Annotated in this window: 11 protein-coding genes; 1 reads left to right on the plus strand and 10 read right to left on the minus strand. The window is 74.7% G+C overall.

The window, feature by feature from the left end; all coding sequences use genetic code 11:
- Positions 1 to 11: 11 nt before the first annotated feature.
- From groES to PAI11_RS14775, 10 genes are all read right to left on the minus strand, one after another.
- Positions 12 to 311: a co-chaperone GroES gene (gene groES / locus PAI11_RS14730; protein WP_007576259.1), complete on the minus strand. Its 300-nt coding sequence runs from the start codon at positions 309 to 311 to the stop codon at positions 12 to 14.
- Between the two features lie 161 nt (positions 312 to 472).
- Positions 473 to 2368: a beta propeller repeat protein gene (locus PAI11_RS14735; RefSeq protein WP_007576261.1), complete on the minus strand. Its 1896-nt coding sequence runs from the start codon at positions 2366 to 2368 to the stop codon at positions 473 to 475.
- A gap of 26 nt (positions 2369 to 2394) precedes the next feature.
- Positions 2395 to 4116, minus strand: a complete 1722-nt coding sequence (locus PAI11_RS14740) for a WD40/YVTN/BNR-like repeat-containing protein (RefSeq protein WP_138974335.1) — start codon at positions 4114 to 4116, stop codon at positions 2395 to 2397.
- A gap of 744 nt (positions 4117 to 4860) precedes the next feature.
- Complete coding sequence (locus PAI11_RS14745; RefSeq protein ID WP_007576266.1) at positions 4861 to 5259, minus strand: ASCH domain-containing protein; 399 nt, start codon at positions 5257 to 5259, stop codon at positions 4861 to 4863.
- Positions 5260 to 5272: 13 nt separating this feature from the next.
- Positions 5273 to 5854: an NUDIX hydrolase gene (locus tag PAI11_RS25520; protein ID WP_081488449.1), complete on the minus strand. Its 582-nt coding sequence runs from the start codon at positions 5852 to 5854 to the stop codon at positions 5273 to 5275.
- Between the two features lie 9 nt (positions 5855 to 5863).
- Positions 5864 to 6574 (minus strand): Crp/Fnr family transcriptional regulator, encoded by a 711-nt coding sequence (locus PAI11_RS24520; protein WP_050897255.1) that lies wholly within the window; start codon positions 6572 to 6574, stop codon positions 5864 to 5866.
- 149 nt (positions 6575 to 6723) lie between these two features.
- A complete protein-coding gene (locus tag PAI11_RS14760; RefSeq protein WP_040600449.1) occupies positions 6724 to 8040 on the minus strand; it encodes a DUF4349 domain-containing protein in 1317 nt (438 codons plus the stop codon).
- Positions 8027 to 8578, minus strand: a complete 552-nt coding sequence (locus tag PAI11_RS14765; protein WP_244406549.1) for an RNA polymerase sigma factor — start codon at positions 8576 to 8578, stop codon at positions 8027 to 8029. The genes PAI11_RS14760 and PAI11_RS14765 overlap by 14 nt, the downstream gene beginning before the upstream one ends.
- 76 nt (positions 8579 to 8654) lie before the next feature.
- On the minus strand, positions 8655 to 9413 hold the full coding sequence (locus tag PAI11_RS14770; protein ID WP_007576274.1) for a glycerophosphodiester phosphodiesterase: 759 nt from the start codon (positions 9411 to 9413) through the stop codon (positions 8655 to 8657).
- Positions 9410 to 10228: an Fpg/Nei family DNA glycosylase gene (locus tag PAI11_RS14775; protein WP_007576276.1), complete on the minus strand. Its 819-nt coding sequence runs from the start codon at positions 10226 to 10228 to the stop codon at positions 9410 to 9412. Before PAI11_RS14775 ends, PAI11_RS14770 begins: the two co-directional genes overlap by 4 nt.
- Before the next feature lie 133 nt (positions 10229 to 10361).
- Here PAI11_RS14775 and PAI11_RS14780 point away from each other — a divergent pair, with 133 nt between their 5' ends.
- Positions 10362 to 11216: a hypothetical protein gene (locus PAI11_RS14780; protein ID WP_007576278.1), complete on the plus strand. Its 855-nt coding sequence runs from the start codon at positions 10362 to 10364 to the stop codon at positions 11214 to 11216.
- Positions 11217 to 11508 lie beyond the last annotated feature (292 nt).

Consider the following 11508-nt stretch of genomic DNA (forward strand, 5'->3'; position numbering starts at 1 on the left):
AGATCGCGGCGTCAGCCGGCGATCTTGGCCAGGACGTCGCTCTCGCGGAGGACGAGGAGGTCCTCGCCGTCCACCTTGATCTCGGTGCCGCCGTACTTGGAGTACAGGACCTGGTCACCGACGGCGACGTCGAGCGGAATCCGCTTCTCGCCGTCCTCGTCCCAACGGCCGTCGCCGGCGGCGAGGACCTCGCCCTTCTGGGGCTTCTCCTTGGCGGTGTCGGGCAGGACCAGACCGCTGGCCGTGGTCTGCTCCTCCTCGATGGCGCGGACGATCAGGCGATCGCCGAGCGGCTTCAGATCGATGGACATGCGTTCCCTCCGTGGGAGCTGCTTGCGATTCGGACTGCTGTCGGCACTCTCATGGGGAGAGTGCCAACGGGGAATCGCAGTGTAGCTCACGCGGGACCGCCGTCAAGCGTCGTTGGCACTCTCGTAACAGGAGTGCCAACGGCGTTGCAGGGGTTGACAGGTCAGCGCAGGGCGGACGTCGCCAGCAGGTCGTGGGACAGGTCGTCCTGGATTACCGGCCCGCCCCGCAGCCACGAGACGCCGGATGGGCCCGCGCCATAGGGCAGGGGAAGCCGCCGCACGCTGGCCCCGGCGTCCGTGGTCAGGAAGAGGCGTCCGTAGGCCGCGATCAGACCCTGGCGCCTGCTGCGGAACGCCAACAGCGCAGGTCTCTCGGATGCTTCGACCCGTGGCGAGACCGGCAACCGCGGCCCTCGCCGGAAGCGCGCTCCCGCATCCAACGAGCGCCACACCCGCCGACGGGCAACGGCGACGACCGAACGATCCCCTGTCACCGCCAGAGCCTCGAGGCCACCCAGCCGTCCACGAACCGCCGTCCAGCCGCGGCCGCCGTCGACGGAGCGATACAGATGGCCCTCCGCGTCGCCGGCCAACGCGACCCGGTCGTTCGCCGCGAGCATCCGCGGCCGAAAGCCGGCGAGGCGTCCGCGAACGCGAAGCAGTCGATCACCCGAAACGCGGCGGATCCCGGCCGTTCCAGCGACCACGGGCGACCCGCCGACGACCGTCATCGCCGACACGTGGCCCGGGACGCGCACGAGGAACCGCCAACGGCCCTGCGCAGCCCGCCACAGCCGTCCGTCCTCGCCGATCGCCACCACGGCTCCACCGACCGCTACGACACGCAGCGGGTCAAGTCCCGGCGGCATCCGCAGACGCGTCCAGGCGCCGCGTCGGCGAGCGACCCACAGCACCCCGTCCCGGACGTAGGCCGCAAGCTGGCCACCGGCCCGGTTCTCGGCCGCCGTGCGCCCCCCGACCAGCTCTTGCCCTGACCCTCCCGGCCCGTCCCGGCGGATCAGGGCCGGCCGTCCCCCGACATCGCCGAACAGGAACTCCGGCGCCGTGCCGGCGAGCAAGCCCGACGGCTCGCAGACGGCCGGCGTGGCTGCGACGTCGCGGACCAGGAAGCACTGGGGCTCGACCACACTGCCGATCGAGAACAGCGCCGAGCCGTCGGCCTGAGCGCGAATCGCCGTCACGAAGCTGCCGCTGAGGTCCCGTCCCGCGGCTGTGTCCAGAGCGACCCGGGCGAACAAACGTCCGCCGTCGGTGGAGACCAGCGCCGCTCCGGAAGTCGTCCCAGCGGCGACGACTCCACCGCCCGCCGCGACGAGTACCGGCGCACGCGCTCGCGTCGCCACGGCTGCCTCGGACGGCACCTTGCCAGGCGGCGGTGCCGGAGGAAGCGGGACGGTGGCCCAGGTCTCGCCCGAATCCTCCGAGCGCCGCAGGGGTCCGCCCTCGGCGGCGAGCGCACCGATCGCCAGGAACCGCCGCCGGCCGACCGCGACTGGAGCGACGAGTCGCTGCCCGCGGGCGACGGCCGACCAACGTCGTCCGCGGTCCTCCGACCGCCAGACGCAGCCACCGTCGGCCCGCGTCACCCGTAGGCCGACACCGCCCTCGTCGAACGCCACCGGCGCCGCGCCGACCCAATCGTCACCGCACGGCGCCGGGTCGACCCGGCGCCACGTGCGGCCACCATCTGCCGAGCGAAGCAGCGCGCCGGTCGAACCCTCGCGCGGCTCGATCGGCACCACCACCGTCGTCGGTCCCGCGAACGTGGCGGGACCGACCTCCGCCACCGGCGGGAACCGCCCGCTCGTCCTGCCCTCCGGCCCGAGGGTCAAGAACCCGGCCGTGGTCTCGCGGTTCGAGTCGGGCTCCAACCGCGTCGGGTCGCGGTAGAGCGCGACGATCCGCTCCCCCGCCGTCGCCAACCCGAGCGGCGACGCGATTCCTGGAGGCGGTCCGACGCGAAACCACGAACCCGCCGCCGGGACCGCGGCCGCCGATGCTGGCGACGGGGCGACCGCCGCCAGCAGCCAGGCCACACCGGCCAGCGCTCGCCACCCGCCCGTCATCGAGGCACCGCCAGCCAGCGGCTGCGAGCCCCGAGAACGGTCCGGTCGCCCTCCACGACCCCCGGGAACCACGCCTGCAGCAGGCGGTCGCGCTCGGTCCGAAGCTGGACCGAACCCGAGAACCGGCCGCGCTCGTCGGTCACCAGGGTGTCGATCGCCTGGTGCCGGCGAATCCCCGATCGCGTCGGGGCCGCGACCAGGTCGACCACGGTCCCGGCGGGAGCGTCGCTGAGCGTCCCGCTGACCTCGGCCGCCACGACGCCGCGCCCCCACCGCGATCGCGATCGCAGCCGCAGCGTCATCCGCGGACGGACCGCGGTATCGAGCAGATGGCGAGCCGCCATCGGCACCTGGAACGGGCCCGACTCGAGGACCGCGGCTCCATGCGCGCCGAGGAGTCGTTCGCCGCCGGGCACGAAGGGCACTGGTGTGAGGCTTCGGCCGCCGTCGCGCGTCACCGACCGGCCGACGACCCCGGATCGCGGCGTCGAGAACGCGAGCCCGCCTTCATCGACCCCGTCCGCGAGGAGGTCGAGGCGGTTCCGCAGGCGGAACCGGCGTCCACCATCGTGCGAGACGTAGAGCCCTGAACGATCAGTGCGGTAGACGGTTCGCGCGTCGACGATCTGCAGTGCGTCGGTCGATCGCGCGCTCGCGATCCGCCGGAAGGTGCGACCGCCGTCGGTCGATCGCAGCAACCCGCCGAGGTCCGGCATTCGGCGCCCCTCGTCGCCCACCCGCGTCCAGGCTAGGACCAGCGGGCCTCGGGCGGCCAGCGACCACTCGGCGGCTGCCGGCACCCACGCCACCCGCCGCCCGCCGATGCGGACGGTCCCGTCCTCGGCCACCTGCACGACTCTTCGCGTCCCGGCCCGCGTCCGTCGCAGCAGGCCGGCGAATCCGGCGACGAGCTCCGCCGCTCCGCTCGTCGCCACCGCCGATGGCTCGAGCGCCGACGCGTCCCACGAGGTCCAGCGTCCATCGTGCTGTCGCCAGACGCGCCCGTCCTCGGCCAGTCCGATCGCACCGCCCGGCGCGAGGTGCACGGCGACCAGGGGACTGGCGGACGGCGGATGCGAGATGCTGCGCCAGTCGACCCCGTCGAGGGTGAGATCGATCCGCTCCCCGACCCGCCGCGCCAGCTGCGGAGGCGGCGCCCGGAGCCACTCGCCGTCGTCGATCAGCGGCAGATCGTCGTAGCTGCCACCGAGGTCCCGCGACCGAACGGTGGTCCCTGAACCGCTCGTCCGCAGGCCAACCACGGTGCCGTCGCCCGCCGCCACCGCCTGCAGCGGCAGGCCCGGCCGTGGCGACCCGAAAGCCGTACCGTCGAACGTCGCGGCGATTCGCTCGCCGGCACGCGTCGGGTCGTCGTATCCGACCAGGCACCGACGTTGCGCGTCGCAGACCGCGCGCGGGGCGCTGCCTGGCGTCGTGACGCGACGGGCGTTCGCGAGGTCCGCGTCGGCGACGACCAGCGTCCCGTCGACGGCGAAGAGCAGCGAATCGCCGGGGCCCCCCTCCGGCGGAGTGACGGCACCGTCGTCGGGGAAGGACGCAGCCGACTTCACCGGCAGTTGCGCCGCCGTCCAGGTCCTGCCGCCGTCGACCGATCGTTCGATCAGCACGGTGCTGACTCCAAAGGCCGACTCGCCCTCGCGCACGAGCACGGCCCGGACGTAGGCGCCGTCGCCGGGCGCCGCCACCCACTGGGGCACCACGCGCGGCTGCGGCCCCGGAGGGCCTGGATCCGACGTCCGTGGCACCGCTCGCGAGGCTGGCGCGTTCTCCGGGAGTCGAACGGTGGACCAGGTACGCCCACCATCCTCCGTCGCGACCACGCCGGGCCCGGTCTGGGTGGCCCGCGGAATCACGATCCCGTAGCCCACCTGCGCGCTGCCGGTAACGATGATGCCGTGACGGTCGTCGACGAAAGCCGGGGCCGTGTTGCCGGCCGGGCAAGCGGCAGCCGGAATCGAGGCCGCGGTCCAGTGGGCACCGAGGTCGTCGGAGGTTGCGACCTGGCAGCGCCCCGTGAGGACCAACCGGCCAGACGGGAGGATCACCGGACGCGGTGGCGGGCCCGGAAAGCCTGACAAACCCGAGATCGGCGCTTGACCGACGACGGTCCGGTTCCCGTCAGTCGCCGCGAAGGAGGGTCCGTTGCCGAACAGGACGCGGTCGCCGCGCGCGGCAAGGGCTTGGCCTCGGTCGGAGCCCGCGGAGGCGACCGCGGGCCGCCCGAGCGCCGTCCATCCGCGCCACGTCGTCTCGACCTCGTCCGCCGCCGCGACGCCGCACCACCCGATCGCCGCGATGACGGCAACCGCTGCCGCTGCTCGTGAACGCACGACCCTCCTCGTCGACGGGGTCACCACACGTGACCGATGCCCTCAGAACACGACTCGCTCCCTGGAGTTGCGGACGGTCGCGGACTGTCAGCGCGACGGTGGACGCAGGGGCTAGTTCTGGGCGCCGCCGATGCCCAACCGCGCGTCGGTGTACCCGGGCGGCTGGCTGACGATCTGGCTGAAGCGGACGACGGTGACGATGTCGTCCTGGGTGACCGTCCGCCCGTAGATCTGCTCCAGGAAGTGGGTCAGCTCGTCGTGGCGGCGGAACTCGGGGTTGTCGTGCTCGATGTCGCGGGGCGAGAGGTCGCGGACCCGCTTGACGTCGACCGCGTCGATCACGGCCTCGAAGATCTTCTCGCGCGGGGAGAACTGGTAGCCGATCGTCACCAGCACCGCCTGGTTCTTGCGGTACTTGTGGGATTTGTCCCCGAGTCGGATCGTCGCGGTCTTGCGGCCCCGCTTGAGCTGGTCAGCGAAGATTCGGGAATAGAAGTTCAGGACCTGCATCGGCCCCTGCACCCTAACGGCCGCCCGACGTGCGGGCCAATGCCTCGGTGACCATCTTGCGATCGCCGGGGAAGCTGAGCTCCTTGATCGCCTGTCGCAGCGGGACCCAGCGGGCATCCGAGACCTCGTCGCCGTCCGGCGTCGGCTCGCCCGATTCGTGGCTGCAGAGGTACATCCGGACGGTCTTGCGGATCCGCTTGCCGTCGCGCTGGTACCAGTAGACGACCTCGCCGAGCCGCTCGCGGACGCGGGCGGTGACGCCGGTCTCCTCGAGGATCTCGCGCAGGGCGGCGGTCGGCGGGTCCTCGCCGAGCTCCGGATGGCCCTTGGGCAGCGCGATCACCCGTCTGTTGTCGGGGCGGACCGGCTGGATGACGATGCACTGGCCGTCGCGGACGACGACCCCGCCGCACGAGAACTCGCGCTCGGTCGGGCTGCGGGCCGCCGCGGGCGTGCCCGCGCCGCCACCGCCGCCTCCGCGCCCACGTCGGCGTCGGCGCGACGAACGCGAGCCGCCCCCGGTCCCGGACCCGGACCCGGACTTGCCAGCGGGCTTCCCCGGGCCGCCCTTGCCCCTTCCTCGCGATCGGCTCACGCGAGGGGCCTAGTAGACGTACCGGCTGAGCGCCGCCGGGTCGTGGACGGTGATCCGTCCGCGACCCTGGGCGAGCACGTGGGCGCGCTCGAGGACCGCCAGGAAGCGGCTGGCCGACTCGCGGGAGCTGCCCGCCAGCTGGGCGATGTCGGCCTGGGTGATCCGGATCTCGATGTCCCGCTCGCCGGCGCCCTCGACCTGGGCCTGGCGGACCAGCTCGGCCAGCACCCCGGCGACGCGCGACTGGACCGTCTGGAACGACTGGCGGGTCAGCCGCTCGTTGGCCTCGCGCAGGCGCCGTCCGAGGGCGATCACCAGCTTGGCGGAGATCTCCGGGTGCTCGCGCATCAGCCGCCGCATGTCGGTGGCCAGGATCGCCAGCGCCTGGACGCGGTCGAGCGCCTCGACGGTCGCCGAGCGGGTCTCGGTGTCGAACATCGCCAGCTCGCCGAAGATGTCGCCCGAGCCGAAGTGGGCGAGCGTGATCGCGCGGCCGTCGGCGTGGTGGCGGACGGCGCGGCAGTGGCCCTCGCGGACGACGTAGCAGGTGTCCGAGCTGTCGCCCTCGCGGAAGATCACCTGCTGCGGCTGGAAGCGCCGCGGGACGGCGACCTCTGCGACCCGTGCCAGGTCGTCGGGACCCAGCGTCTCGAAGACCGGCACCCGGGCCAGCAGCTCGAGCGTCGGATCAGCATCTCGTACCTGCTCGGCCGCGCCCACCAGAGGGAAATACCACACTGGTCGGCTGCCCCGCGCGATCTGGGGACCAGCGAGCGGACGCCCGTCGGGGTCGACGGCCGGTCCGGGAGCCCTCGCGGGCCGGGCTCGCGGACCGCGACGTCGGCCGTCCGGTCCGCGAGCCCGAGCGGTCAGGCCGCGTCGACGACCCGGTCCGCCGCGGCCACCCGCCGTCGCCTCCGGAGCGCGAGCCCGGCGCCCGCGAGCAGCCCGATCGGGACCAGGATCACGCCGCCGATCAGCAGCGCGCCGGCGATCACCTCGAGCACGCGACCGGCGTCGTGGAGCGCGTCGCCGATCCCCCACTTCCCGTCGTCGGGCGCCGGCAGCGCGATCGCGTCGCCGCTGGTGACCACGGCCAGCTGGATCCGCGAGGTGTCGGTCTGCCGCCGCAGCGCCCGCTGCCGGCCCTCGAGCCGGGCGATCCGCGAGCTCAGCAGCTGCAGCTCGCGGCGCAGCGCGGCCCGCCGCTTCGGCTCGATCGCGGCCGCCAGCTGACGGCGGACCGACTGGCGGTCGGCGCGGACGTCGGCCAGCTGGTCGCCGATCGAGACGGCCTGCGAGGTCACGTCCTGGGTCGAGCGGTCGAGCCGGACCAGGCGCCCGATCCGCGACAGCTGCGCGACCGTCGCGTCGAGGCGGCTGGTCGGCACGACCACCTGGAAGGTCGCCCCGGCATCGCTGCCGCGCTCGCGGACCTGCGAGTCGGCCAGGTAGCCGCCGGCGGCCTGGACGATCGTCGTGACGCGGCTGGCGGCGCGACCGACCTGGTCGCGGCCGACCCGGACGACCTGGTCGACGTCGCGGACGACGACCCGGTCGCGGGTCAGCTCGCCGCTGGTGGCGCCGCCGCCCGGCGGGGAGGGGGCGACCGCGGTGCCGGAGCGGGACAACTGCCCCGGCTGGTCGGCGGAGCGCGACTGGGGCTCGATCGCGGTGCCGCCCTTCGAGGTTGCGTCGGGCGCGACGGCCGTCGTGCCGCCGCGCAGCGACCCCTCCGTGCCCGCCGACGATCCGGTCGAGCCCCCGGACTCCGGCGCGGGCGAGGAGGCGGCGCTGTCCGCTCCGCTTCCGGCGCCCTTCTCGTAGCTCTGCGCGTTGAGGGTCATGGGCTCCGAGCCCCCGTCGCGCGTGATCGCCACCACCGCCACCGGCACCGCCAGCGCGGTCGCGGCCATCACCGCGAGCGCGGGGCGCCAGCCGGCCATCCGGCTGGGACGCGACCCGGCCTCGCCCTCCGCGGAGGACGAGGCCGGGTGCAACGCGTGGTCGATCCGCTCGTCGAGCCGGACGCGGGCGGCGGGCTCGAGGACCGGCTTGGCCGCGGCCACATCGGCGACCAGCGCCGACAGCTCGGGGTCGGCGGCGGGCTCCCCGGCGAGGGCGGCCTCGAGGGCCTCCAGCTCGTCGCGGACCTCGGGATCCAGCTGGGACTCACGACCCCACATGGCAGGCCTCCCTCAGGCGGGTCAGGACACGGTGCAGACGGCTGCCGGCGTTGGTGGCGGAGATCCCCAGGACCTTCGCGATCTCGGCGTTCGAGAGGCCGGCGTGGAACTTCAGGGCGACCAGCTCGCGGTCGCGGCCGGGCAGGGCGGCGATCGCGTCGGCGACCGCGGCTCGTCGGCGAACCGCCTCGTCCGCGGCGGCCAGCTGGTCGGCCGGGTCGGGATGGCGCTCGTCGACCGGATCGTGGGTCAGGACCGCCGTCCGGCCGGTCCGCCGCAGCTCGTCGATCGCGGCGTTGCGGGCGATCCCGAAGATCCAGGCTCGTGGTGATCCGCGCCGGGCGTCGAACCGCCGCTGGCGGGCGACCGCGCGCTCGAAGGCGACGGCGACCACCTCCTCGGCCAGGATCGGGTCGCGCACGACGGTCCGCGCGTAGGCGTACAGATCGTCCGCGCAGGCGCGGTAGAGCGCCTCGACGTCCATGGCTCTCGGGCGGCTGACAGGTGGCGCGAGCGTCGCGGTGGCTGTCTCGCTCATGGGGACACTACGGGCCACCCCGGCGACCGTCACACGGGTTTCGCGATCCGCTTCGCGCGCTGGTCGTGGGCCGCGGCTACCGCGAGCCGCCCGGCAGGATCCGCGGGTCGTTCGAGATCACGCCGCTGACGCCGATCGCGAACAGCGCCGCGGCGCGGTCGGGGTCGTCGACGGTCCAGACGTGCAGCTCGCCGTGGGCCAGGATCGCGCGGGCGAACGACGGCGTCACCAGCGAGTGGTGGGCCATCACGGCGTCGACCCGGCCGTCCCGCAGCGCCGGCACCAGCGTCCGCGGCAGCAGCCGCCGCGCCGCCAGCACCGCCGCGATCGCCAGCGGCCGGGTCGCGCGCGAGGCCAGGTAGTCGCGGCGGACCCGCGGCACCGACCAGCCGAGCCGCAGCCGCGGCTCGAGCGCCCGCAGCGCGTGCAGCGTCGGCGGCTCCATCGTCGACACCAGCACCCGGTCGAGCAGGTCGCGCTCGCGGAGCGCGGCGACGATCAGCGCCTCGTCCCCGGGGACCTTGCTGTCGAGGTCGATCCCGAGGTGGGCCAGGTCGGGCTGGCAGAGCCGGTCGAGCGCCTGCTCGAGGGTCGGAGCGTCGGGCCGGGCGGCGAGGTCGTGGGGATCGTGCGCCAGCCGCAGGCCGCCGCGGCCGTCGGGCAGCGCGTCGAACTCGACCGCGTCGACCCCCAGCGCCGCCGCCCGCTCGAGGCTCTCCAGGCTGTTGCCCGGCACCACGGCGTGACAGCCCTTGTGCCCGATCCGCAGGGTCCGGCCGTCCCGCCGGGCCGCGGCCCCGGGCCAGCGATCGGCCGCCGCCGCGTCGTCGCTCACGTCTGGCACCCCGGGCACCACCAGGTCGTGCGGTTGTCCTCGCCCATCCCGCGGGCCATGATCGTCGCTCCGCAGCGTGGGCACGGCCGGCCCGCTCGCCCGTAGACCTGCTGCGGGCGCAGGTGCGTGCCCTCGCGAGCGCTGCGCCGGATCCCGGGAGCGATCGCCGCCACGATCGCGCGCAGCTCGTCGTCGCCGGTCGCCGCCAGCGGCCGCCAGGGGTCGATCGAGGCCGCGTGGCAGCCCTCGCTCTTCCAGACGTTGCCGATCCCGGCGACCGTCCGCTGGTCGAGCAGCGCGTCGCCGACGGGCCGGGTCGGGTCGTCCTGGCGCAGCCGCCGCAGGATCCGGTCGACGTCGAGCGGCCCGTCGGCGCAGAGGTCGGGGCCGAGCGCCCGCAGCCGCGGATCGGCCGCGACCTGGCTCGCGCTCCGCAGCTCCAGGAACGGCCCGCCCCGCTGGACCGCGTCGCGGCCGCCGCGGCCGAGGACGATCCAGGCGCTCGCCCCATGCCCTCGCGCCGGCGCGCCCCGCGCCGCCGATCCGCGCACGCCGCGGCCGTCGGCGATCGCCGGGCGGACGGTCCAGCTGCCGCTCATCCGCAGGTGGCTGTGCAGCACCAGATCGCCATCGAAGCGCAGCAGCAGGTGCTTGCCGCGCGCCTCGACGGCCGTCACGGCGCGACCGGCCAGCCGCCGGTCCCAGCCACGCGGACGTGTACGGGGGCTCGGCGTCAGCACGCGATCGAGCGGACCGCCGACGAGCGCCTCGCGCAGCCGCCGTGCGGCGAAGTGGATCGAGTCGCCCTCGGGCATCGCAGTTCCCGGCAGCCTGGCAGGTCGCCGACCGCGGCCCCCAACGGGCGGCGGCGACCGCTGGTGGCGACCCGCTCCACGGGAGGCTAGAGTCGGCGCCGTTCTGCGTCGTTCGCCATTGATCGGAAGGCCCGTGACCCGGACCACCACGACCGTCCTCGCCGTCGCCGTCGGGGGGCTGCTCGGCCTCCCGACCGTCGCCTCGGCGGCCTCGTACGGCGGTGGTGGGATCACGTTCGCCAAGAGCGCGAGCGCGAAGCCGATCGTCCAGGGCACCGCGGTCGCCGTCCACACCAGCGGCAGCACGGCGACGATCAGCATCGGGGCGATCTCGCCGCGCTGCCGCGACATCCAGTTCCAGGCCCGCAAGGCGACGGTCTCCGGTTCCGGCGCGGTCGGCTTCCGCGGGACCCTGCGCGGCAGCGGCTTCCGGCTGCAGGCGTCGGTGGCCCTGAAGCCGACCGGGCCCGGCAAGCTGGCCGGGTCGCTGCGGATCACCGGCACGCTGCAGGTCGGCAAGGCGAAGGCCAACTGCCGGATGACGCAGCACCTGGAGTTGCGCGACCCGGGCGCGGTGCTCGCGGCGCTGCCGCAGGACGTGCTGCCGACCGAGCCCAAGTCGATCCCGGCGGTCTACGGGACCACCGACCAGAAGCTCGCCCGCTCGCTGACCGGCGCGGTCGTCGTCGCCCGCCGACCGGACGGCCGGCTGCAGGCGCTGACCAGCGGACGCCTGCGCTGCAACCGGCGCACCGGCCCCGAGGCGATGGGCTTCGTCTACCCGTTCGCACTGCGCGAGAGCGGCGGGTTCTCCGGCCGCCAGCTGCAGAGCGCCAAGGTCGCCGGAGGCCGCTTCGTCTACGACATCAAGGTCAGCGGGGCGTACGACAGCGAGACGCCGAGCGCCACCGGCGAGTCGTCGCTGGCGATCAGCCAGCCCGGGGTGACGTGCAGCTCCGGCTCGCAGTCCTGGATCGCCACCACCTGAGCGGGTCGCCGCTCCCCACCACGGGGGACCGCGCGCAGGCGATCTTGCGCCAGCGCTGAAATCGGCGCGGGGAAGGCGGCAGGAGCAGAACGGAGGCGGGCGACCGCGCGCCTCCGCTCGCATCCCCCACCGATAGGAGACCGCTCATGTCTCATCCGCGTGCGCTCGGCGCCCGCGTCCTCGGGGCCGCGCTGCTGGCCAGCGCGCTGATCGCGCCGCTCGCCGCGGCGCAGGCCCCGTCGCCGCCGTCCGCCGAGCCGCCGACGCCGGCCCACCCCGCGGACGACCGGCG

Origin of the sequence: Patulibacter medicamentivorans (genome assembly GCF_000240225.1) — a bacterium.
GTDB lineage: Bacteria > Actinomycetota > Thermoleophilia > Solirubrobacterales > Solirubrobacteraceae > Patulibacter > Patulibacter medicamentivorans.